This is a genomic window from Flavobacterium dankookense (assembly GCF_004362665.1).
In the GTDB taxonomy this organism is placed as follows: Bacteria; Bacteroidota; Bacteroidia; order Flavobacteriales; family Flavobacteriaceae; genus Flavobacterium; species Flavobacterium dankookense.
This window is the reverse complement of record NZ_SNXR01000013.1, coordinates 296528-322884: the sequence shown is the minus strand read 5'-3', so window position 1 is coordinate 322884 and position 26357 is coordinate 296528. Positions and strand designations below refer to the sequence as shown.

The 26357-nt window shown below is 32.4% G+C and carries 17 protein-coding genes; 6 read left to right on the top strand and 11 right to left on the bottom strand.

Going from position 1 to position 26357, the window contains the following annotated elements; genetic code table 11:
- Positions 1-21: 21 nt before the first annotated feature.
- The 9 genes from BC748_RS07980 to BC748_RS07940 all read right to left on the bottom strand — a co-directional run bounded on the left by BC748_RS07980 (position 22) and on the right by BC748_RS07940 (position 17312).
- Entirely contained in the window at positions 22-1479 is a 1458-nt protein-coding gene (locus tag BC748_RS07980) for a glycoside hydrolase family 30 protein (RefSeq protein ID WP_133533069.1), read from the bottom strand.
- A gap of 61 nt (positions 1480-1540) precedes the next feature.
- Positions 1541-2740, bottom strand: a complete 1200-nt coding sequence (locus BC748_RS07975; RefSeq protein ID WP_133532953.1) for a glycoside hydrolase family 17 protein — start codon at positions 2738-2740, stop codon at positions 1541-1543.
- Between the two features lie 193 nt (positions 2741-2933).
- Positions 2934-6344, bottom strand: coding sequence for a hypothetical protein (locus tag BC748_RS07970; RefSeq protein ID WP_133532952.1), 3411 nt, complete (start codon positions 6342-6344; stop codon positions 2934-2936).
- A gap of 129 nt (positions 6345-6473) precedes the next feature.
- Positions 6474-7247, bottom strand: coding sequence for a PKD domain-containing protein (locus tag BC748_RS07965; RefSeq protein WP_133532951.1), 774 nt, complete (start codon positions 7245-7247; stop codon positions 6474-6476).
- A 14-nt stretch (positions 7248-7261) separates the two neighbouring features.
- The gene (locus BC748_RS07960) at positions 7262-8095 is read right to left on the bottom strand and encodes a glycoside hydrolase family 16 protein (protein WP_133532950.1); all 834 of its coding nucleotides are present in this window, start codon (positions 8093-8095) and stop codon (positions 7262-7264) included.
- 30 nt (positions 8096-8125) lie between these two features.
- Positions 8126-9535 (bottom strand): Ig-like domain-containing protein, encoded by a 1410-nt coding sequence (locus BC748_RS07955; RefSeq protein WP_133532949.1) that lies wholly within the window; start codon positions 9533-9535, stop codon positions 8126-8128.
- Between the two features lie 18 nt (positions 9536-9553).
- Entirely contained in the window at positions 9554-12676 is a 3123-nt protein-coding gene (locus tag BC748_RS07950; protein ID WP_133532948.1) for a glycoside hydrolase 5 family protein, read from the bottom strand.
- 338 nt (positions 12677-13014) lie between these two features.
- On the bottom strand, positions 13015-15846 hold the full coding sequence (locus BC748_RS07945) for a triple tyrosine motif-containing protein (RefSeq protein ID WP_133532947.1): 2832 nt from the start codon (positions 15844-15846) through the stop codon (positions 13015-13017).
- 101 nt (positions 15847-15947) lie between these two features.
- Positions 15948-17312 carry a T9SS type A sorting domain-containing protein gene (locus BC748_RS07940; RefSeq protein ID WP_133532946.1) on the bottom strand — a complete coding sequence of 455 codons (1365 nt, stop codon included), beginning with the start codon at positions 17310-17312 and terminating at the stop codon, positions 15948-15950.
- 337 nt (positions 17313-17649) lie between these two features.
- Between BC748_RS07940 and uvrA the strand changes: the two genes are divergently transcribed.
- The gene (uvrA, locus tag BC748_RS07935) at positions 17650-20451 is read left to right on the top strand and encodes an excinuclease ABC subunit UvrA (protein WP_133532945.1); all 2802 of its coding nucleotides are present in this window, start codon (positions 17650-17652) and stop codon (positions 20449-20451) included.
- An 82-nt stretch (positions 20452-20533) separates the two neighbouring features.
- On the opposite strand, the gene BC748_RS07930 is transcribed toward uvrA, so the two are convergent.
- Positions 20534-21712 (bottom strand): M28 family peptidase, encoded by a 1179-nt coding sequence (locus BC748_RS07930; protein ID WP_133532944.1) that lies wholly within the window; start codon positions 21710-21712, stop codon positions 20534-20536.
- Positions 21713-21973: 261 nt separating this feature from the next.
- Here BC748_RS07930 and BC748_RS07925 point away from each other — a divergent pair, with 261 nt between their 5' ends.
- The 3 genes from BC748_RS07925 (at position 21974) to BC748_RS07915 (ending at position 23684) form a co-directional block, all read left to right on the top strand.
- Complete coding sequence (locus BC748_RS07925; protein WP_133532943.1) at positions 21974-22594, top strand: hypothetical protein; 621 nt, start codon at positions 21974-21976, stop codon at positions 22592-22594.
- Between the two features lie 171 nt (positions 22595-22765).
- A complete protein-coding gene (locus tag BC748_RS07920) occupies positions 22766-22996 on the top strand; it encodes a hypothetical protein (RefSeq protein WP_133532942.1) in 231 nt (76 codons plus the stop codon).
- Between the two features lie 232 nt (positions 22997-23228).
- Positions 23229-23684 (top strand): ferritin-like domain-containing protein, encoded by a 456-nt coding sequence (locus BC748_RS07915; RefSeq protein WP_133532941.1) that lies wholly within the window; start codon positions 23229-23231, stop codon positions 23682-23684.
- A 170-nt stretch (positions 23685-23854) separates the two neighbouring features.
- Here BC748_RS07915 and BC748_RS07910 read toward each other — a convergent pair whose 3' ends face one another.
- Complete coding sequence (locus BC748_RS07910) at positions 23855-24745, bottom strand: winged helix-turn-helix domain-containing protein (RefSeq protein WP_133532940.1); 891 nt, start codon at positions 24743-24745, stop codon at positions 23855-23857.
- A gap of 109 nt (positions 24746-24854) precedes the next feature.
- Here BC748_RS07910 and BC748_RS07905 point away from each other — a divergent pair, with 109 nt between their 5' ends.
- Positions 24855-25403 (top strand): hypothetical protein, encoded by a 549-nt coding sequence (locus BC748_RS07905; protein ID WP_133532939.1) that lies wholly within the window; start codon positions 24855-24857, stop codon positions 25401-25403.
- Positions 25404-25651: 248 nt separating this feature from the next.
- Complete coding sequence (locus BC748_RS07900) at positions 25652-26131, top strand: hypothetical protein (protein ID WP_133532938.1); 480 nt, start codon at positions 25652-25654, stop codon at positions 26129-26131.
- The last annotated feature ends 226 nt before the right edge of the window (positions 26132-26357 follow it).

Sequence of the window (26357 nt, the reverse complement as noted above, 5' to 3'; positions counted from 1 at the left end):
TAGAGTTTTTTTAATTATTGGTTAGTTTGGTTTGATTATTATAGTTTGTAATGCTTTTGAATCAATTGAGATTAAAGCATTTTTATTATTTAATTTGATATCAATTGTTTGTTTAGATTCTGTTGGATTAAAAATAGCAATTGCGATAGAACCATCTGGGTTTTTAACTGCTGTTGAAACCAATTCTTTAGAATTTATTTCACAACCAATTTTAACAGCACCTGGTCGCATAAACTTGCTAAAATGAGACATGACATAATATAATGGTGTGAAGTACACTTCATCATTTTTATCGTCAACAATGACTGGAGCAACACACCAATTTTTGAACCAATTTGGTCCACCTTGTCTGTCAAGAACCATGTTCCAATCAATCCAGCCATCAACTCTATTATTTAAACATCCTATTATATCATTTGCGTAACGGTTTACTGGAGCGTATTTTGGATGTAAATATTTTTCTTTTTCGCTAGCCCAATCCCAACCCCAATCGGTAGCTTCTTTTTTCCAATACCAAGCATCATCTTGCCAATGCGGAATTTCAGAATCTACACAACCTTCGGTTTCAATTAAATATTTGTTGGGTGCTTTTTGGTGTGCATACTTTAAATCATCTGGGAAAACTTCATAGGTACTTTCATACCAATGAATTGCCATTCCATCAAAATATTTAGAGGTGTTTTCATCTTTATACATTTCGTTTGCCCATTCTTTGATACCTGCACGATTTTGGTCATATCCAAGAATCTTCACATTTCCCCAACCGTCTTTTTCTAATTTTGGACCCATGTGATTCATTACAAAATCGGTCATTTCTTTTGGTGAAAAAAGAGTGCTTTCCCAATTGTTTCCGTTTCCGTGTGGTTCATTAATCACTGTTACACCCCAAATATCAATACCTTCGTTTTTGTATGCATTCAAATATTTAGAAAAATACAAAGCGAATGCATCGTTGAATTCTGGTAATAACTTTCCACCTACGTATTTTTTATTGTCTTTCATCCATGGCGGACACGACCAAGGTGAAGAAATGATTTTAAAACCTTCTTTAGAAATCGCTTTTGCTTCTAAAATCATCGGAATTAAATCGGATTTATCGTCTTCTATGGTAAAATGTTCCAAAGTCATGTCGTTTTCGACTTTGGCGTAAGTATAATTGCTTAACGAAAAATCGCAAGACGCAATGTGTGTTCGAGTTAACGAATAATTAGCTCCTTCTTTACTAAAATAAGCATTCAAGATTTTCCTACGATTATTTTCACTCAATCGATTGAGTAAATAAGCGGAAGATTCAGTAAATGATCCGCCAATACCAGTAATAGTTTGAAATTTTTCATCCGGATTAATGGTAACAACAACTGGAGTTCCTTGATTTGAAAATTGGGTGATTTTTGTCAATGAATTTCCACGTTCGGAAGTTTCATAAACTTGAACATTTAATTTATCAGCAACTTTACAACTATGCAATGAAAACGCCATAATACAAGCTATTATCAAAAATTTACTATCAACTATTTTACCTCTATTTTTTACCATTTCCTTAATTCTTTAAAATAGTATTTGGTGTTTTGACATCCAACCATAAAGCTTTTTCATCACCATTATACGTTTTTGTTATTGGTTTTCCATCTCTAGTTAAACCTTTAAAAGTTCCTTTATCAACATTTTTCCAAAGCACATATTTGGCTTGTGCTTGCAAATTAATTAAGCCAAAATGATTTTCTGATCCTAATGGATTGGCACTATCTTTCCAATTTTCATCAAAAGCTTCAAAATAGAAACACGAAATATTGTTTTTGTTACTCCATTCTCTCATAAAGTCATAAAACAAGGCTGATTTGTATTCATCAGTTGCTTTAGAACCATCATTTCCATAGTGCTCATTTGACTTTGTTGCCCAACCTGTTTCACCAATATGTACCGGTTTGTTGACGTTGATTGACTTCATATAATTAACAACACTATCATATTGCTTGATGGCATAATTTCTGGCTCTTAACATTGCAGCATCTATCTTTTCTTTTTCAGATAAGTGCAATTCACTCTCTTTTATTCCCCAAAAAACTGGGTTATAATGTGTGTCATGCATTGGGTAGGTGTGCATCGAAATATAATCTACTGCTTTTATTAATTGATTCAAATCTTCCACATGATAATCGGCAGTATTTCCACCCCAAGAAGCAAAATTATCTGAACTTGTTATCCAAACTTGTTTCGGTAATTTATTTTCTTTCTTCAAATTTTGTAAATGATTAACCCATTTTAAAATGATATTTGGCGTGACATAATAACTAGTTGCCCATTTTACCATCGCTTCATTTCCAACGGCTATAATTTTAATTATTTCAGGATATTTATTAGTTAATCTTACTGCTTCTTCAATTTCAATTGCATTTCTCTCACTTTCTTCATTATGAATTGGTTGCAAATTTGTCCATGCATTTTTACAATCAATCCATGCGCCAAGCATTACATACATTTCAAAATTTTCATCCGCTTTTTTTAATTCTGTAATGGCTTTTAATAAATTTACTACTTCTTCATAATGCACATTATAAGTTCGTAATACTTTAATATTCAATGCAGAAAGAATTCTTAAATCTTCTTTTATTTCTGATATTGTTGGTTGAATTTCTCTAGAATTTGCTCTGTATCCACCATAACAAATAGCTTGATAATTTGTATTTCCTAATAATTTTTCTGCCGTCATTTCTTTTGAAACTAAATTTCTTGTATTCATTGGTTTACATGATATAAACAATAGTAATATGATGTAAATCAGATTTTTCATATGTTTAAATATTATTTTTTAGCGGTAACATATGGTATCGCCTTTTTTTTATTTGTTTTTATCTTACAATTGTTTAATTTTTCCATCGGTGTTCGATGATTTTCAATTGTTTGCAACAAACTTTTTGTTAGTGGCGATTTCATTATCTTAAAATAGATGCATTTAAATAGACTTCAACCCATGTAATTTCATCGGTTCTATTAAATATTTTTTTGCTTTCTTCTTCGTTTAATTCTAATGTTTCAAAAGTTTTTGTTGACCCATTTTTATAGTGTAAAATAATTTTACTTGTTTCATTGATTTTATAAATAACTGGTACTTGGCATGTTGTAAATGCTAAAGAGTCTTTTTCAAGATTCATTACTTTTTGTGAACCATCAACCATCATAAAAGTTACTTCAGTATCTTTTGATAAAAACTCTTCTTTTTTTAGGAAGCTTGGTTGGAATTGCAACTTTCCATTTTTCATTTTCACACCTAATTCTCCAACTCTAGTTAAGATGTCTTCTTTCACTTGACCTGTCATTCCTGGTTGTTGAGCACCTTTTCCAAAAGGAGTATGTGAATACGGATCAGTTGGAAAAGCTCCATAAACTTCTGGAGATTTATGAACTCCAATTCCAGCTCCAATTTCATCAAAATGATTTACTAGAGCATCAATTACAGATTGATCTTCCTTATTTTCAATAGCTTTATTGATAACTTCCATTACAGCCAAATGCAATTTGGAAACCATATGCCAATAAATGGAACCTAAACCTTCATAACCGTAAAATGTTCCTGAACGACCTGTAAAAGCTTTATGATTGAATACCTCTTCAAATAGTTGAAGTACAGCATCAGAGTCTTTTGAAACCAATGCTGCATAATCATTATTGGATGATAATTGGTCTAAAGCATTCTTTAAATCGTTAGCATTATGAAAGTTACCATTAAAATGATAGTTTCCTTTTATGTCTTTATTGATTAATTGTAAGTTATTTTTATCTAAAAGTTGTTTTAACAAAAGAGATTTTTCTACTTTTTCTCTAGGAATTGTATTTTTTTCTAAAAACTTTGGAAGTTCTTTATTTGGATATAAAATATAGCTGTTTTGATCTTTTCTGTATAAGGCACTTTTTCTTAAAGCATCCAATACTTCTAAAGATTGTTTACCTGATAAAAACCCTGAACTTAAAATAGCAACTTGACCTTCAAGCATTTCTGGTAAATAGGAAATTGAAACACCATTATTTTCAATAGACATTAAATTATATGCATGATACAACTTATCTTCTCTCTGATTGGCTTTTATAGAATGTTCGATAAAATCAATACTAACTTGAGTAAAGTTCTTCAATCCTTGAATTGAATGTGTTCTCTTTTTACCCCAAAAACCGCTGTTATAAACTTGAAAACGATATTCGGAAGCAACTTGACCTAGAGCATTAAGTATCTTTTGTCTTTCTTCATTAGAGATTGAACCTGATAATAAATGTTGATTATCTAATAGAATTTGTCTTGTTGCATGATAAAATTCTACCATTTCATTAGAAATCTTGATAGTTTCTTGGTTTGTATTATCTAATAATTGTTGGAAAAACTTCAAAAATCTTCTCAAATAATAGAGCGTAACCATTGAAACACCATTACCTACCAAGGCATTATTAGCGTCATTCCATTCTGGTCGTTGGGTGTTCATCCAAATACCAGCTTCTGGGATAAAATTGGACATCTTTGCCAAAACTGTTGCTAATAATTTCTCAATTAAATTAACATGATAAATTTCATCATTATTATCTCTTAATAAAGCACCATCAGCACCATTTTCCTTGCGTCTTTGATTAATTTTCGCATCCCATTCGTGATTGAACTCGATGGTATCTTTTGGATTTTTAAGAATATCTTTATATGGCTTTATTGTGTAAGGAACGGCTGCATATACAAAACACTCTTTATCAAAGTAAGCATTTAGTTTTCCTGGCTGGTAATTTTCTATAAATTCTAAAAACTTCAATAAATAGATAATTTGATGATCACCCCAATAACCAATGTACGACCATGGATTATCTGGCTCAATGGTTTCCCAATCAAAACCATCTTTAGTAACTCGATAAGGATTGTATCCATCAAAAGTTGAGGCATTCAAAAACTTGTGAATCATTCCATCAATAAAATCGGGATAAGCATTCGCCAAAGATTCCCAGTTTTGAAATATATCACGCCAGTTTCCTTCATAATCAAGTATTTTGGAACCATCTATTTCACTTCTAGTGTTGATAGAAAATTTATTCCATGGACGGCTTGGATCACCATGTCTTCTACTAAATTTAAGAGGAAGATATTCTGTACAAAGACGAACTAAATCGGCATTTTCACTATTTGAGATTAATTGTTGAAGATATGAATAATCAAAATTTACAGGTAAATCGTTTAAAAGTTTACTTTCTTGCAGAAATAAAATTTTGTTAGCTTTAGCAATGTAATTTACAAAATCATTTTTCTCAATCGTATAGTTATTATCAAAAATACCTCCACGCATGATGTTGAATAAAACATTTGAAAAATGACGTGTATCTTTACGTTTGTCTGCTGTAAATTGTAATCCGTCGGCAGTTGCGTTTAGAGCAATTAGATTTTGAGTTCCTAACTCAATATCTTGAATTATTTGATTATCTAGCGTTTTGTCATTGCAAATAGCATCTGCTAATTGAATAACTTGCGCTTGATTTTGATTTACATCAGCAATAATCTTCCAAGATTTAGAAGAGTTCTTTGCCAAAAGCAAATCGGTTGAAATAAAATAAGCACCTTTCTCACCTTTTACATCTGTTTCATGATGCAATTTTTGAAATTTTCTAAAAGCAGAAAGTTGCAATGACGAAAGTAAATAAGTAGGATTGTCCAAACCTAAAGACCAAGCAATATTTGATTTTAGTGCTTCACTTGGTTCAGCTTTATCGACAATAATAGCGCTTAACGCAAAAATTCCTAAACCACTTTCTGAATGAAGTTCGTTTCTTTTGTAAGCATCAACTAGATTACTTGTAGTGGCTTGTAAATCACTATTTACGCCTTGTGGTAAAAGATTTTGAATACCATCAAGAAGTGTTATTTTATAATTGTTTTCAGACTCGTTAATTAATTCCGATTTTTTTACAAAACCAAATAAATCACTAGAATTCCATTGGTATCTGAATGTTAATTGAAAGTCATTATGAATTTCTTCAAATATAATCTTATTTCCAAACTCATTTTTATAAAGGTTTCGGGTTAAATTATACTTATCATTAAATCGTTCTGAAAATGGTTCCCAAATATACTTTTCATTATTAGTTTCAATTTGAAAAATTGATTTACTTCCTGTAATATCAGCAAATTCAGTTATTTTATCATCAGTATAATAAGGAAAAAGAGCAAATTCTGCATTTTTTCTTCCAGCAGTTAATCCGCCATTACTGGAAACAAACATCCAATGATTGGAGTCACTCACTATACTCATGAAAAATGGTCTCATTTGATCAGAGTTTTCTATTTTATAATATTTTTCGCCTTTTATTTCAATTAATTGCATAAAATCAGTTCAATTGTTATTTGTTTAATTAACTTAAATATCACCTTCAAATTTTTATAAGGTGATATTTAAGTCTGATAAACATTTTAAATGAATATCTATTTCTTTTGTTTATAGATAAATTATTATTTAAGGAAGTTCTACTAAGGTTACATTATCAATATTTACAGTTCCAATAGCTGCGCCCATATCAAAAATCACTCTGGAATTAGTACTTGTAAAATTAGCAACCAAATCAATACTAAAATTCTGAACGGTCGTTGTTAAGTTACTCGTTACTGATTGATTTGTAAATGGATTTCCACTTAAACCTATACCTACAATCATAGATCTATTCACATTTGACCAACCATCAAATGTCAAACGATAGGTTTTTCCTTGTGTCATATTAATTCCAACTTGGGATAAATTTACATCATAAGGATTTCCAGCAGCTGCAACATTTACTGAAAAGTAAGTGTTTCCACCTTGAGATACTAAAGTTGTAGAAGGAATAGCATTTGTTACACCTAAAGTCCATGGTGTAGCTCCAGATTCAAAATTACCATTTGACACTAAACCGCCTGCAAAAACAAAAACAGAAACATTACTAGTGTAAATACTACTAGCACCTGTTGCACTGTTTCTTGCTGTAAGTTTCACTGAATATTCGCCAGTTTGTGTAAAAGTTTTTACTGGATTTTGAGCGGTTGATGTTGTATTGTCTCCAAAATCCCATAAATAACTGTCTGCATTTTCAGAAGTATTAATAAATGTTACAGTAGCAGAAGATACTGACTCTTTAACAAAAGTATATTTTGCAAGTAATTCATTTTGATTTACATCATTGTCATCTGAACTATCACAAGATATAAAACATAGTAAGCTAAAAAATAAACTAAATATTTTTATTGATTTTTTCATGATTTCATTTATTATTATTGATATACTCTAACATAATCAACAAGCATTCTTTGAGGGAAAGTTGTACTGCTATTTGGACTACCAGGTAAATTTCCTCCAACTGCCATATTTAGAATCATGAAAAACGAATTATCAAAAACCCATTCTCCACCTTCTGCCTCAACTTGTTTTTTAGTAATTTGGTTGTATAGAACATCATCCACATACCAATTGATGTAATTTTCACTCCATTCTACACCAAACACATGAAACTCATTGTCAAATCGACTATTTGGCAAAGTGTAAGTTTTACTTATGCTTTCTGCTCCAGAAAATTGAGGTCCATGAAGTGTGCCTAAAATTTGCGTTGGACTATTTCCTAAATATTCCATGATGTCGATTTCTCCACATTTTGGCCAACCAACTTGATCAATATTACTTCCTAACATCCAAAACGCTGGCCATAAACCTTTACCTAGAGGCAACTTAATACGAGCTTCAAAACGACCATATTTTTGGTCGAATAGATTTTTAGTTTTTAATCGTGCTGAAGTATAACTTGCACCACCAAGAGCTTCTTGTTTGGCTGTAATTATCAAATAGCCATTTTGAACGACTACGTTTTCAGGTCTATCGGTATAAAACTGTAATTCATTATTTCCCCAACCATTGTTATCTGAACCTCTGCCAATATCATAAGACCATTTTGCAGCATCTGGCGCACCATTTACATCAAATTCATCTTCAAAAACCAAATTGAATTTGGTTACCACAGTTTGCTTTTCATCGTTATCACAAGAATATGTACCAACTGTTAACCCTATAATGGCAAGAGATAATACACTTATTTTATAATTTATATTTTTCATTTTTTTTGATTTAATTCAATTGATTTAAAATTAGTTGTAGAAATAAATATTGTCCATATAAAAATTTGTTAGAGATGAACCATTAATATTTTCTAAAATTATTAGACCAATGTTATTTCTGTTTATTAAAGTTAAAGGTGCTTCTATGGTGACCCATGTGTTTGGCTGCACTTGAGAAGCATTTACAAAAATTTGCTGTCTAGTATCATCACCTCCATTATCAACCTGATTTGGACCCCAATCCTCTATAGAAATTAGGAAACTAAAATTAGGAGGTACATTTCCTGGTATGTACATATTAAAATGTACATTAGTCATGTTAGATGTATTTAATGTAGGATTTGTCAATGCAATACCTACATAATTAAAAGTGGTATAATTTAAAACATTATTTCCATTTACTGAAAAATCGGCTGAACCAGTAGTTGAACCTCCCCAAAATCCATTGTAATAGGTAACAGGAACATTGTTATAGGTGTCACTAAAAACTGAAAGTACATTTGCTTGATTTCTAGTTGGAATTGGAGCATTTGCAAAAACACCTTGACAGTTTAATGTCAAACTACCTGCTGTAGGCTGTCCGTTAAAAGTAGCTGTAATCACTGCCGTTCCGGCTGCAATTGGAGTTACAATTCCTGCCTCATTCACTGTAGCAACAGAAGAATTAGAAGAATTAAAATTTAAATACGATGGACTAATAGTAACAGATTGGTTAACACCATTTGGCATATTAAAACTTGTAATTATACCATTAACCGCCGATTCAAGTCCAACAAATGTATCTCTGGTAACATTTGCTCCATTCATTATTGAAGCATTTAAAGGAACAATTGTTCCTAACTTTTCAAATTTTAAATCATCAACCCAAATTGTATAACCAAAACCATTAGTTCCTTGTGTTCCGGCAGCATATCTAAACATACCTCTTTCTTGTAGAAGCTTTGAAGCATCTGGAATTGGAATAATGACTTTAGTCCAGTTTGTACCAACGCTCACGTTTGTAATTGTAGCCATGTACGTGTTTTGTTCAAAATCTTCTCCAAAACCTAATTCACCAATAGTAACACCTTGTGAAGCTTTGATGTAAAAGGTCAATGCGTCATAGTCTGTCAAATCACGACCAGCTCCATCAATTCTGAATATAGCTCCGGCATAGGTTCCTTCTGGATCATTAGAATTTGGTACATCAAAACGCAATGAAGCATTACTGTTGTAACCTTCTGTCTCATCAACAGACCAAGCGGTTGGTTTTGAGCCACTGTAAGGAAAATAAAAATTACTTCCCATACCTACAAAGCTATCTGTAAAAATCTCAGCCGTTTTAGCATAAGTTGCTAATCTTGCATCATCTGATAACTCTCGCTCACAATTAAAACTAGTTACTAAAACCAGTCCCAAAAGAAGCGACTTTACTAAATAATTAATTTTTCTATTTTTCATTTTTTCAATTTTTTAAAATTATTTTCCAATATTTATATGAACGTATGTTCGGATTTCCCATTCTGAACCGTTTCCAAATCCAACAGGAGATAGAATAGGCTCTGGAGAAAATTCATTAGCAGCTTGATTTGGAGAGTATCTTGGTGAATATTGGTCTAGTGAACGCCAAATTCCCATTATTCCAATTCTTGTATCAGGAAGAATAAACCAGTTTGGTTTTCCAACCGAAGTAGAAATATCAATAGAAGTTTGTAAAGGGAAAGTTAAGTTAAAATCTCTGTGGTAGTCAAATGGACCCCAATCGTTAATTTTTAATGAAGAAACAACTTTTACTTTCTTATAGATAGCTCTAATATCAGCTCCACCTCTTTTGATTGTTCTATCTGAGTCTCCATTGGCTTGTCCGTTTCCAAAATAGATATTTGCAATTAAACCTAAATCTGGAGATAATTTTGAAACAATTCTTGTATTAGACTCCCATAAATCTTCGGCAGGAGCAGAACGCTCAAATGCAAAAGAAGATCTGTTTGATAAAAATCCAATTGCAGCATCCATAGTAGTTGGCAAATGACGGTATACAAAACCAGTACTGAAAGCAAATTTTGCATCTTCCACCATGTCATTGTTCCATTCATACATCCAAGTTCCAGGAGTTGGATCGTAAGTCAATAATAATTCTCCTCCAACAGTTTCTCTATTTGCTCTTACAATAAATGGATCATCTAAAATATTTCTTAATCTTCCTGGTGCATCTACTCCATTTGGCATAGCTTCAACTAGTGGTTTTTGCCACAAGAAATTTGGCGCAATTTGCAAATTTGAGTTTACATTATAGGTTAAACCAGCTAAAACATTCATTTGGTTTCCACTACCAGTGTCTTTAAGTCTCCATCCAGTAAATGTTTGTGTGTTATCACCACCACCATTGGCTACTAGACCTTGAATTGCACCTTGGGTGTATGCATTAAATCTTCCTTTTGAAAAAGTAAATTTTGCTTTTCCTCCCCAATTGTCTTTATTATTTATTTTATCAACTTTTACTACATCACCATCCATTATTTGGAATTCTCTTCCATTTAGTGGTTGTCCACCCCAAATACCACCTAATTCTACACCTAAACTTCCAAATTTAGTTTGGAAATAAACAGTTGCTCTTCTTGTTTTTGGAATAGGAAATGCGATAGAAGAAACTGACTCAGAAACTTCTGCTTGATTAATATCTTCATGATATACAGCAGCTACATTGTACTTTCCGAATTTCTTTGCATATTTTAATAAATAAGCTGGGTTAGCACCCCACCATAATTGAGGTCCAAAAGCAGCTTTTAATCCATTTAAGCTTCCTTTTCCATCAATTTCAAGACCTAATGTTTCACCGTTATAAATATCTAAATTAGGACCATAATTTGCCTCTGGATAAAGACCAAAGAAATCGCCTTCATAACCCCAATGATAGTGACCTGTTCTGTAAAAACCTCTTAATTCAAAATCTTTTGCATTCCACTTGTATGATGCGTTATAAACTTGAACTCTGTTGGCGTCATTTATAACAACTGGACCATCAGGAGTATTTACTGTTTGTACTCTTCCTCTATTTTCATAGAAAATTTCATTGATTGGGTTTTCTGCTACACGACCTAAAATATTGAAATTAACATTTGCTTTCATATTTGGAGCTGGATTTCCTTCTACACCAACAAAATAAGATTGCATGTGATCAAATCCTAATCTGTTTGGATAACCTGCTGTATCAGGATCATCACTCTCAGGTGTTGTAATTAAACTTCCTCCTGTGTTGAAGGTCGTGAACTCAGCTCTAAAATTGCTGATTTTCAATATTCCACCGTCATTTGCACCTAAAGCAGCTTTATCGCCTCTTGCTCGTAAAGCAGCATCCATCAAATTAGCATTATCAAAATGACTTTTTATAGAAGTACTGGTAACACCTTCAGCAAATGGATTTAATTTGTGTATGTCTTTTAAAACATAATAAGCAGAACGAGGATATAATTGATAATGTCCTTTTTCATTAGTTGGTCCTTTTGCACAAATTCCGAACCATTCTTCATTCATATTATTTTGACCTTCGGTAAAGTCTTTTTGATAACCACCATTAGACCATGATGCATTATCATCATGAACATCTAAATTGCTTGTTTGACCATATTTCCACCAACCATCACTGAATTGGAACGTGTAACCTCCAAGACAGTTACCTGTTTTTCCTTGTCCGGCAGCGTTTTCATATATTTCCTTCCAGTTTGATTTTAAGTAAAAAGCCTGTGCGTTTTGGTCTTCTTGATTAGCCATTACATTAAATGCATCAGAACCAAACTCAGCAAACATTACTGGTTTGCCATATTCTTTTTTCACGCGTTCAAACAAATCTCCAAATGAAGCACCACGATAAACGTTAGTTGCAAGAATATCAACATCTTTACACTCTTGAGCAATGATATCTAGGAAAAGTAAATCTCCATTACAAATAGAAATTGGATGAGAAGTACTAACCGCTTTCATCGCAACAGTTGCTTCATTGAATAACTTGTACATAGAACGAGCACGAACTGTTGATTTTCTATCTTCCATTGGAATATTTTCAGTTTCTGCTCCATCCCAAAACAAACCATAGTTATTTTCATTACCAAGCAAAAACAACAAAAGACCTTTTGTATCTTTATAATCAGAAACCATTTGAGTAACCTCTTTCAATAAAAGTGCTCTAGTATTTGCCTCCGAATATTCTGTATTTGGTGTCCAAACGCCATTTAATGTTAAACCATAACGACCAAAGGTGTGATTTAACATGGTATAAATTCCATAATTTTCGTATATGTATTCAATCCATTTTTTTGGGATACCAGAATAAACTCTTATCGAGTTTACACCCATGTTTTTCAATAACCCCATTTCATCGTCAAGAGCTTGTTGAATGAACTGATCGGATTGAGTCCAAAGACTATAAGAATAATTGGTTCCAATTGGAAAATAATCCCAGTTCATACCGTTAATCATAAAATCTTTTCCATCTACTACGAGTTTAATTCCATTAGCATTATTCACAACTTCAACTTTGTTGCTTTGTGAAAAAACTGATGTAGAAAAAAAGATAAAGGTTAGTAATAAAACGATTTTTTTCATGTTTAATAATTGTTAGTTTTTTGTAATAATTTAATATTGAAAATGGTTAATGTTAGTAATAAAGATAAATAATTATTCATTATTCATAAATTGGTTTGTTTTTTTTAAGTTTTGATAATATATGTCAATAAAAACTACCAATATGTAAATTTACATCTTTTATAATTCAAAAAATAAATAATTGTCTATAGAAACTATACAAGACAGAATAAAATTAAAAATCACTCGAGAGCCATTATTTTATGGCATTCAACGGGTTTGAACGGCTACTCTAATGCATTTGTACATTATAACTTTGTATAGTTAATGTATAGTTTATTTGTTTGTAATTTCTAATACTAAATCGAGAGTATGTATTCAACAAGTCCTGTTTCGTGTGGCAAATCCATTTTTTTACGCAAACGGTATCGTTTTATTTCTACGCTACGAACAGAAATATTTAATAATGGTGCAATTTCTTTTGAAGACAAATTCAATCGTAAATAGGCACAAAGTCGTAAATCATTTGGAGTTAAACTGTTGTGAGCTTGTTTAACTTTCTTTAAAAAGTCTTTATCCGCAGTATCGAATGCTTCTTTGAAAACATTCCATGCATTATCTTCAGTGATATTCTTATTAATAGTATTAATTACTGATTTAATGCTTCTTGAACTTGCTTCATCAGATGTTTTCTTTAAATCTTCTTTGATAACTGATAATAATTCATCCTTTTTAATCAAACTCATCGTTGAAACAGCCAACTCTCTACTCTTATTATCTACATCAATGGATAATTGTTCATTACGCAATTTCATCAACTGTTGTTCGTTTTCAAGCTCTTTAATTTCCAGAAGTAAATTATTCTCTTCTATTAATTTTTGCTTCTGTTCATAATAGTATTTCTCATAGGCTTTATTAATATAATAAGCTAATAAACAGATCATAAGGAAATAAATAACCAATGCTAGATTGGTTAAATACCAAGGTTTTGAAATGGTAAACGAATAAACGGCAAGATTTTCAGGTTGCGAGTTTACAACTTTTGAACGAACTTTAAAAGTATAATCGCCAGGCGGAAGGTTTTTAAAATTAATAGTAGCTTTTGAACTCCATTCACTCCAATTATCTTGAAAACCTTCTAATAAATATTGGTATTCTGCGATAATATATTTATCGTATTCTGGAACAGTATAACTGAAGGTAATGTTATTCTCATCGTGTTTAAACTCGCCTTTGTCACTAATTGAAAAACTGCTTTGTTTTTCATTTAGTTTATTTATACTAATATCTGAGATAGCTACGCTGTGATTTTTAAAACTTAACTCATTAATATTGAATGTATAATAACCATCAGTTGTTCCAATCAAATAAATTGAATTTGATAATTGTGTAATATTTTCATAACCCAACATTGAATTTGAAATCGATGCTGGTATAGAAATAACATTCTTTTTTAAATCGGAACTTAATTTATTTACTGAAAAGTAATTAATGTAACTTTTAGAAAAAATCCACAATTTATTTGAGTTATCAAGAATTAATTTTCCAGATGTATATTCATTATTATCAAAAACACCGCTCAAAGATGGATCTCGTTCAAACTGTTTTGTTTTTTGATTTAACTTGAATATACCATCTTTATAGGCATAATAAATGGTATTATTAAACTTCGTCAATCCAGCATTTTTACCTTTCACAGGTTTGGTATACGTATATAATTTTGAACCTTTGAAAAATTTAGAATCCAATTGAAAACGGAAAATCCCTTTATATTCGTGACTTACATATACTTCATTAGAATTTGTTATTTCAAAGTGCTTTGAAGAATAATTATATCCCGCAATTTTATTTCTAAAAACCCATTGATTATTGATTTTCTCTAGAATTGACATCCCGTAATAATTCCCTTGAAGTAGAAAGTTCTCTTTGTTTGGAACAACTTCTAGTTTCCAAGTTCCTGATTGTGAGAATATGTGGCTTGAGTTTTCACCATCAACAATAAAAGTACCAGAGTCATGACCACAAAATAATGTCCCATCATGAACAAAAAGAGACCAAACTTGTCCTTTTGTTCCTTTTACAAATTTGAATTGATTATCATATAAATATTCTTTGTAAAACAATCCTTGATTAGTTCCAATATATAATTTTCCCTTATATAAAGCAGAGGCATAAACTGTTCCTAATACTCCTGTTTCATCCGAAAAACTTCGTATTGGAGATTGTAAATTGATACAGTTTATTCCGTTGTCCAATCCGATCCATAAGTTCTTATCAAAGTCTTCTGCAATGGATAAAACAGTATTATTGCTCAGTCCTTTATTTTGAGTAATGTGGTATTTAACTTTTCCGTCTTTGTTCAAAATGAAAACGCCATTTGAAATAGTTCCGACTGCAAAACTTCCATCAGAAAGCATTTGGCTACTATAAATACTACTTGCTGAAATTTCAGAGTCTGCTTCTGTATCGAATTTAAATAAATTACCATTTGATAGTTTAAAAAAACCATTAAACTGAGTATGAATTAACAAACCTTCATCGATAGCAAATACATTTACAATCTTTTTATCTTTTAGCGTTGAATTATCTAAAACCAACTTACTAGTTCCGTTTTCAATTTCAAAAAAATCATTATTAACAGTCTGATAATAAATTGAATTTGAAGTCTTAAACGATTTTAAAATATTAACTTTTGGTTGTACAATTTTAAACTTTCTTGTTTTTGTATCATAAATAAATATCTTATTTAATGACTGAAAAATAACCCATTGATCGTATTGTAAAATATTCCAAAACTGTTCATCATCAATGATTTTTGATGTTATTTTTTGGCTTAATGATGTATAAATCAATCTTCCATTACTTTGTCTGGACCAATATCCAAACTCCATGTAACAACCTGTATATATTTTATTTCCAATTACTTTTACCGAACGAATAATTGTCTCATTTGGTGATTTATATAACGTCCAAACCGAACCATTATATTCCAACAAGCCTTCATTATTAGCAAAATAAATGTAATTGTTTTTATCCTGAGATATCATCCAATTTTGATTTCCTGCATTGTAAATTGAGGAATTGTATTTGACAATTGGTGGCAAATCTTGCGCATACAAAAAAAGATGTGATGCTAATAGAAGCGCAACAACATAGACAAACTTTAAATTAAAATTGGGTTTTACCGCCATAGAATAAAATTTTACGAATTCAAAACTAATTTTTTTAGTTTTATTATTTAAAAAAAAAGCACGAAATAAATCTCGTGCTTTAGTTAATCAAATGATGAAAATTATTGTTTTACGAATCTAGTCGAAGAACTTTTTCCGTTTATAATAGTTTTTACAACATATACTCCTGTTTGAAGACTTGCCACGTCAATAGAAGTTATATTAGAATTTGGTTGTTGTGATGTAACTTCTTGTCCTAATACATTAAGAATTGAAACTTTTTCGATAACTTGATCAGCAGCACTAATGTTCAAAACTGATGAAGCTGGGTTAGGATACATTTTTATTTGTGATGCAGTAAAAGTTTCATTACTTAAAACAGAGTTAACTGTTAACAAAATATTGTCAACATATACATAACCCGCATTTTCTACGCTATCACCAAAAGGACTTACTTTCCATTGAAAGAAGTTTGAACTTGCGAAACCTATTCCAGTGAAATAAGATAAAGGTATTTCAACTTTTTTCCATTCACCTGTTACTAAATTCTCTTGAGTACCAATTTGATAACCATGTTCAGTAACTCCTCCGCTATTACTAATCATTACAAATCTGAAACCATTTGGCAAACCTGGCTGAGCCCAATAATCAAATGAAACGAAACCATAAGAATTTATATTAGCATTAGCTTCACCTTGTCCCCAACCTGCAATTCCAAAATTAAATCTGTAAGCTTTGTTTACTGCAGATGTATCATCTAAATCTGGTTCACCAGATAAAACACCAAATGGGTATTGAACAGGAAAATTAGTGGTATAACTATTCGTATCATTGTAAATACTATAAACCTCTGCATCTGGTGCTGTTGGCACTGGAGCTGGAGTAGTTGGAGTTGGTATAACCGGAGCAGCACCAAGTGGACCTTTAATATTGTCTACATAAAAAGTCCTAGCTGGTCTTGGTATTGCGTTTCCACCTGGGAAAAATGATGTTTCACCTGCAACCCAATAGGTGTGAATTACGAATTTATTATAAACACCTGATGCTAATGCAGCTGGAACGTCCAAAGCTGTATTAAATGTAAAGGATACTGTTTGCCAAGTTCCGCCACCTGGATGAGATGCTTGAGCAGCTACTGTAGCTGGATTAGAAGGAGTTCCAGTACCTCCGTTCACTTTAACTAAAAAAGTTATAGGTTCATCGGAATAAACATCCATAGTCATCGTCTGAGTATCAGTCAAATTAGTTGCTGATGTCAAATTTAAATTTATTCCTTGCCAAGGCTCACCAGCTGGATTTCCAGTTATTTTTAGTACTTGAGTAGTATTTGAACCAGGTCCTGCTTCAACAACTGGTGCAGGTCCATTACCAAATGGTCCACCATCTACACCTCCAGATTCAGTGGTTTCAAAACCAAGTAGAAGATCTTGTGCGTAAACACAAGAAAATGACATAAAGAAAAATAATAAAAGAGTAATTTTTTTCATAATTAAGTTTTTTTGATTATTAATTGAGTATTTGTAAATTTAATCATAAATCTTTAACGAACTTACTTTTTTTTGTTAAAGAAACTATACAAGTCGATTACTAATGAAAAACAATACAATTTTAGCGCAAACTATTGATTAACATTAATTTTACATTTTAATTTATTATAGAAACTAAAAAATAAAAATTACATTTGTATAGCTAATGTATAGTTTTTTATAGGATAATTTAATTACTATATCGATTTCTTAATCTCTAAAAAAAATAAAAATGAATACAACATCAGTCAATCTCATGAGTTAGATTAGTTATCTTTGCCTACCATAAAAATAAGCCATGATAGTAACTGATTTTTCAAATCTTGATACAAAGAAGAATATATTAATTAAAGGTGCTCAAATCCATAATCTAAAAAATTTAGATGTTGCTATTCCAAGAAATAAATTAGTGGTTATAACTGGTTTATCAGGTTCAGGGAAATCTAGCTTGGCATTCGATACTTTATATGCCGAAGGACAACGACGTTATGTTGAAAGTTTATCATCTTATGCAAGACAATTTCTTGGACGTTTAGATAAACCAAAAGTAGAATACATCAAAGGAATTGCTCCTGCAATTGCAATAGAGCAAAAAGTAAATACAACCAACGCACGTTCGACTGTTGGAACATCTACAGAGATTTATGATTATTTAAAGTTACTTTACGCACGTATTGGCAAAACCATATCGCCTATTTCGGGGAAAGAAGTAAAAAAAGATACCGTTTCCGATGTTGTTAAAGAAGTAAAAACATTTGAACTAAACAGCAAATGGCTTCTTCTCGCTCCTATTCACCTTGAAAAAGGACGAAAACTAGAAGACAAGCTAAAAGTTTTGCTTCAGCAGGGTTTTGCTCGAATTTTAGTGGGTAATGAAATGGTTCGGTTAGATGAATTAGACCAAAAATCTTTTGACAAAAAAGAAATTCTGTTAATTGTTGATAGAATTGTCTTTAATCCAGACACTTCCGCTGAAGAAGAATTCTATAATCGCTTGGCTGACGCTATACAAACCGCTTTCTTTGAAGGAAAAGGAGTTTGTTTCCTGCAAGAATTAGATTCCAATAAACGAATAGAGTTCAGTTCAAATTTTGAACTCGACGGATTGACTTTCTTGGAACCTAACGTTCATCTTTTTAGTTTTAACAATCCCTATGGAGCTTGTACTGTTTGCGAAGGCTATGGTAATATAATCGGTATTGATGAAGATTTAGTTGTGCCAAATACAGCTCTTTCTGTCTACGAAAATGCTATTTATCCTTGGCGTGGCGAAAGTATGAGTTGGTACCGCGATTTACTGGTTAATAACGCTTATAAATTTGATTTCCCAATTCACAAACCTTATTTTGAGCTTACTGCCGAACAAAAACAACTGATTTGGGATGGCAATAAGTATTTTACTGGTTTGAATGCATTTTTCAGCGAACTCGAAGAAAAAAATTATAAAATTCAAAACCGCGTAATGCTTTCTCGTTATCGTGGTAAAACAAAATGTACGGCTTGCAAAGGAAAACGACTTCGAGTTGAAACCAATTACATAAAAATTGCTGACAAAACCATTTCTGAATTGGTAGATTTACCTATCAAAAGATTGATCCCTTTTTTCAAAGAAATGGAACTTTCAGAATATGATTTTAAAGTCGCAAAGCGTTTACTTATCGAAATCAACAGCCGTTTGGCATTTTTAAGTGATGTTGGTTTGGATTATTTGACTTTAAACAGAAATTCAGCTTCACTTTCTGGTGGTGAATCACAACGAATTAATTTGGCGACTTCGCTTGGTAGTTCGCTAGTAGGTTCGATGTACATTTTGGATGAACCGAGTATTGGTTTACATCCAAAAGATACTGAACGATTGATAAAAGTGCTTAAAAATCTTCGCGATTTAGGAAATACTGTTATTGTGGTCGAACATGATGAAGATATTATGAAAGCTGCCGATAGAATAATTGATATCGGTCCAGAAGCGGGAACTCATGGTGGAAATTTAGTTGCCGAAGGTACATTTGAAGAAATCTTAAAATCCAATTCGCTTACCTCACAATATTTGAATGGCAAAATGGAAATAACTGTACCCAAAACACGCAGAAAATCCAAAAATGCCATCGAAATTATTGGTGCGAGAGAAAACAACCTTCAAAACGTGGATGTTTCGTTTCCGTTAGAAAGTTTAACCGTTATTACTGGTGTTTCGGGTAGTGGAAAAAGTACATTGGTCAAAAAAATTCTCTTTCCTGCAATGCAAAAGAAACTCGAAGGTATTGGCGATAAAGCTGGACAATTCACTGAAATAAAAGGAAGTTTTTCGCATATCAAGCACATTGAATATGTTGACCAAAACCCAATTGGAAGAAGTTCTCGTTCCAATCCTGTGACGTATATTAAAGCCTATGACGACATCCGAGAATTGTATGCTAAAGAGAAATTATCCAAAATAAGAGGTTATCAAGCGAAGCATTTTTCATTTAATGTCGATGGCGGACGATGCGAAACTTGCAAAGGCGACGGAAGCATCAATGTAGAAATGGTTTTCATGGCCGATGTTGAACTGCCTTGCGAAACCTGTGGCGGAAAACGTTTTAAAAAAGAAGTATTAGAAGTAACTTTTGAAGGCAAAAACATTGACAACATTTTAACCATGACGGTTGATGAAGCTATTGCTTTCTTCTCTGAACACAAACAAAATAAAATAACTCAAAAACTACAACCATTACAAGATGTTGGATTGGGTTATGTGCAATTAGGACAATCCTCATCAACGCTTTCGGGTGGTGAAGCGCAACGAATAAAACTAGCATCTTTTCTTGTAAAAGGAGTAACAAAAGACAAAGCATTATTCATCTTTGACGAACCTACAACAGGTTTGCATTTTCATGACATCAAAAAACTATTGGCTTCTTTCGATGCATTGATTGATAAAGGACATTCGATAATTGTTATTGAGCACAACTTAGATTTAATCAAATGTGCCGATTGGATAATTGATTTAGGTCCAGAAGGTGGCGAAAATGGTGGAAAACTCCTTGCCGTTGGAACTCCAGAGGAAATTGTAAAAAACAAAAAATCAATAACAGGAACTTATTTAAAAGAGAAGTTATAAAACGATTTAATCCAAACCTTAATCGTCTTTTCGAGTATTTTTTGTGTAGAACAACGGAACAAAAAATGTATCGAGAACTGTTTTAATCAATAACAATCTTCTTCGTAATTCGTTTATCATTGGTTTCAATAACCGCAAGATAAATACCATTTGGAATACTGGCTACCGAAATTCTTTGGAGTTGGTTTTGTGTATCAAATTGGTTTTCTATTACTTTTTTACCATTGATATCTACTAGAGTAAAAGTAGTTTTATCTGAAGTCAGGTTACCAAAGTTAATATTCAGAAACTCCTTTGCTGGGTTGGGATAGAAACTAATTTGATGGTCTTTTATAAAATTTTGATTGTCTAAACTACTTGTGCTAGCTACTGCAAAATGAAGCATCGCGCCTGTGGCAGCTTTCGCAATGTTATATACATATTCTGGATCCATGTTTACTAGCAAATCAGTTGCGGTGTGGCGATGTGGTGTTTCGTTAGTTTCAAAAAAACCGGTAATGATTTCGTTGTTTTCTTCAAAAGGCATATAATCCGAAGCATAAGCATAGGATAGAAAAGTATTTAATGGCGAATACAACTCAACACAATTCATCAGTTGGTTTGTAATCAAGTTTGATGCCGCATTGTTAGACGTTGGACTTCCTGTATCGCGTTCACAAGTAATGGTATCGTTTACAAAACCTGCTCTTCCTCCTACTTCATCTATGTTGAAAACCAATTTAATATCCATTTTAGGAGTTGTAGCATTTACAACTGTCGAAACAAAATGTTGGCTGCCAATCAATCCGTCTTCTTCACCACTAAAATTGATGAATTTTATCGAATATTCCGTTGGAATGTTTTGCAACAAGCGAGCTACTTCAAAGATGGTAACTACACCGCTTCCGTTATCGTTTGTTCCTTTGCCATTGATGGTATCATAATGTCCGCAAATGATAACAAACGTATCTGGATAGAGCGTTCCTAGTTTGGTTACTACTAAATTCTTGCCCGTTGTGTTTCCATTGGTAAAACTGTACTCTTGCATTTGAGCCGCAATATAACCATAAGATAGGTATTCAGCTTTGAGCCAATTTAAAGTGTTTTGTAAAGGCGTTGTGCCACGTCTTTTTACACCCAGGTTTTCAAATTCCGTGAGGTTGTTGAGTATGTTGGTTGCTGAGACTTGGTTTACTATAGTAGCGTATTGTTCGGTATAAACTTGAGCCGTAGTTGCCAATGTGGTAAAAAGGAAGGTAAGCGTAAGCAGTAGGTTTTTCATTTTTGGGCGAAACAATTTTTTTTCAAATGTAATAAAAAAAGACCTCATCTGTAGATAAACAGTTGCTAAATACTATTTTGACGAAAACGAATTTATTTATATATAACTATATATCAATACTTTAATACGTCTTAATCAAACCTTAAGAATAAAAACACTGACTTTGGCACAGCAATTGAAATAAGCTCTACAACGGAAACAATTTCTGTTCGAAGAAGCTGAAAATCGAAAGAGTAAGCAAAACGCATAAATTTTACAATCATGAAAAAAATTACCTTTTTAGTAGCAAGCGTTTTGATGACAACAACCATTTTAAACGCAACCGAAGTAAACATTACTTCAACTGAAAATAGAATGAGACACAATTTCGATGAGCCAATCTCATTTGTAGAACGCGGTATTGAGTTTTTTGTATTTGCAAATGGTGACTTTGATTTTAACACACGTCCACAAGACAGCCAAGGTGACTATTTCTATAGAACCGCTGGAAAACGAGTAGCTACTGTTGCAAGAAGACCAGTAAATTATGGTACTCGAATAGAACACGATAGTTTTGGAAGAGTTCGACGCGTTGGTAACACGTTTATCAACTATGATGCTAACGATAGAGTGAATAGAATTGGAACTGTGTATATGCGTTATAACCGAATAGGTTTAACCCAAATTGGGGGAATGAAAATTGTTTACAATCGCAGAGGCGACATTGTTAGCACTTATGGAACAGTTAAAGGATATAGAAACCAAGGATTTGTTTACACGTATAACAATAACTCTAGTTATAACAATGATTATGCAGTAAATGATGATGATGACGATAACTATTACTACTACAGACACGATGGTACAAAAGCTCGAATAGCTGATGATGACGATAAAAAATAGGTTAGGTTTAGATTAAGTTTTGGTTGGTTAGTTTTTGATGAAGAAATCTCGCGGCGTTGCAAAACAAAGCGGGATTTTTTATTTGACAAAATTGATTCCGTTTTTAATCCACTTTATCAAACGTAACTATCCGTAAATAAATTTTATATTTGAATACAGAAAACCAAAACTATGTTAGATAAACTATACACCAACAAAACTGAAAAAGAACTGAAATCAACGCTAAACGTCTATACTTCACTGCTGATTGTTTCTGTCTTAATGCCAATAGTATTGATAACGATGAGTTATATTCTTAACGGAAAGGCACAATTCAAATATCTAATTATATTTATCCTAGTTTTCCTTTGGAGTTTAATCAATGTTGATTACTTAAAGAAAAGAGTGAAAAAGGATAAGTAAAAAGGGATAAGATGAAAGTGAAAAGTAAATCTCAAATGACAAACCAATCTTTTCTAATCCTTTCAAGTGATTTTCTTAATTAAGAACAAAACTCCAACAATCTAAAATTCTAACAATCTAATAATAATACAACACTTCCCAACAATTCTATAACATTCCAGCTACTATTGAAGCGTACCTTTAAAATTATGCCTTCGCATGAAAATAAAGTACTAATTCTAAAAAAACAAAGATGGAAAACGAAAAAACAATTGAAGTGTTAAACACGCTAATCACTATCAACAACGACCGAATTGAAGGCTACGAAACCGCAGGAAAAGAAACCGAAGAACACGATTTAAAAACACTCTTCCACCAGTTTGCCGCTACAAGTCACCAATGCAAAACAGCACTAACCATCGAGGTAATCAGACTAGGTGGATTGCCTGCCGAAGGAACATTAACCACGGGTAAATTCTTCCGCGTTTGGATGGACGTAAAAGCAGCATTAACAGGCAAAGACCGCAAAACAATTTTAAGCTCTTGCGAATTTGGCGAAGACATGGCAAAAGATACTTACACCAAAGCCTTAGAAGTTGATTTAGAAAACCTAACTCACGAACAACAATCGATGATTAGAGCACAAGCGGTTTTGCTCAAAAACGATCACGACAAAGTAAAGTCCATGCGCGATGCTGCAATGGTATAATAAACCAAAAACCTGTCAATAACACTGACAGGTTTTTTTATTTCATATAACGGATTTTAAATTCGTGCCAAATAACTTGAGCAGACAAAACGTTCAATAAAAGAATCACTAGACTGAAAGAACTAAACTCTCCCGACAATAAACGATTCATTCAAAAATCATCTCAGAACTTATTCATTAACCTCGAGCTTATATCCTTTGCCACGTATTACAACAATATTAACCTTCGGATCCAATTCAAGTTTTTTTCTAAGTTTAGAAATAAACATGTCCAAACTTCTTCCAACGATTACACCTTCATCTTCCCAAATTTCTTTTTGCAGTCGGCTTCGTTCTATCGTTGCATTAGGCGATGATGCTAAAATGAGTAGCAAGCGCGTTTCTGTTCCCGTTAAGTCGATAGTTTCATTGTTTATTTGAAGCTGTCGTTGTTGCGAATCAAATACTACCGAACCAAAAGTTAGGATTGCGTGAGTAGTTTCTTTTGGTGCTTTGTTTCGTGGAGCAACTTTGCTTACAAAAAGAAAACCAACCAAGGCTAAAAACGACAAACCGCCCAATAAATAATTGGTCGCTGTTGCTGTAATTCCCTTTGGTTTAAATCGAATGGAAATGATGTAACACGCTTTGGGTTGCTTTCTACCAATGCAGGTTACGATATCATCTTTTTTATTTTTAGAAATAGCATAACTATACGCAACACTACCATTGCCACAGTTGAGAACATTCACCACATAATCATTAGCAAAGGGTTCATTGGCCAGCAAACGCTGCGTAGTTTTTACCAGAAAATCAGGTTGGAACGTAAATTCTTTTTCAAAGCTGATTTGGTATTCGTTTTCCGCTATTTTTTTTATCGGAAGCACTCTAGAAATGCTGTCACCAGCCTGCAATAATAATTCATGCCCAATCCTGCGGAGTACAACTTCTCTCCTAGCACTATCAAAATCGCCGTCATCTGTTTTACTAAAAGCGAAACAAATAATCACAACAAACGAAAGCAATAGCAATGCAAATGCGTATTTTCGTTTTGTAAAGAATAGATTTTGAATAAGTTGCATGATGTCAATTATATATTTACAAAGTTTACATTTTTATTTACAATCGCAATCACTCTAGCCGAAAAATAGCAATGTAAATTTGTCTTATCAATTTAAAAAAATGAAAGATATGAAAAAAATCAACTGTTTGTTGCTCTTACCACTGGTTGTCGTAATTGCATTAGCACTCGTTAGTTGTGAAACTAAAAAAGAAACAAAACCAACACCAAAAACGTTGACCATTGCGGAAAAGAAAGCCAACGAAGCCGAAAAGAAAAAATGGGAAGCTTCGCCTGACGGTATCAAGTTCAATGCCTGGAAGTCTTCACCCGAAGGGAAAAAAGTACAAGCCAGTTATGATAAAATAAAGAAGAACCTATCGTCTTTTAGCCCAATGGAAGCTGTGGTAACTTCGGTTACATTTCAGCGTGAAAATACTGGAACAACTGCACCAAAATGGCTGGTGGTAAAGATTGATGGCGAAGACTATATGATACAATTTACTCCGAAGGAATTTGAGCCTTTAAAAAGCTTGAAAGTAAATGACAAGATTATTATAAAAAGCCACAACGCAGGACTTTCGAATAATCATCCCTATTTGATACTGTCTGCCGACTCTATTGAGCATAATGATAAGGTAGTTTACAAACGCGATTTGAGTAAAAATGACGGCTGCTAAGCATGGTAACTTCCTGCTCGAAGTAACTTGACATTACTCTATTAAAATCCAAAATCTTGTTTTAGTAACAGGGTTTTGGATTTTAATGAATACTTGACGTTGGTTAACCTAAAAATGTGTATTAGATTATTATTATTTGGTTATATTTGAAATATAGTAGAAAGTAGTATGAATATCAGACTAATATCCCTAGTGTTGATTTTCCGTACTTTTAAACTATCTGTGGTTAGCCTATAAGACAATCCGATATGAAAAAAATAATATTACTACTTTTAATTTTCCCGCTCTATTTGTCTTGCAATAAAGAAAAACAACACGAGCAGAAAAACAACCTTGACACAATTATAGTTTATGAATATGAAGAAGATGAAAAAATTTTTGATCCAAAAAATAAAAACAAAAAATTAGTTTTTGTTAAAACCAGTTGTATTGATAATGAAAAGAAAGCCTATGCTGATATCAAGCGAGGAAAATTAATATACTTCTTTTATATGAATATGTCTACAACCACAATGGAAGGAGATGAAATGAAAGAACGATTTGCTAATAGTAAAATTAATATCAGATATGCTTTTGGAAGTGGTTGCATACCCGCAGAAAATGAAGAAGAAAAAAACTGTTATGAAAAAGTAATGAATAAAGAAGTAGAAAAAAGATTTGGGATTAAATTTATTGATTCCATAAAAAAAATTAGAGAATCAGTAAAACTTAAGTATTTAAAAAAATAGTAGTTATAGAGACAAGCTATCAATAGTCTCAAGGCTTTGCGCCACAATAGACTCCAATACTTGTTCAACAACTCAAACAAACCATTCCATAAAACCAGCACTAGACCTGACAGGATTTAAAAACTTGTTAGGTCTAACCAAAAATCCAAAACCCTGTTTTAGTAACAGGGTTTCTTTGTTTTTAATAAATACTTGACGTTGGTTAACCTAAAAATGTGTATTAGAT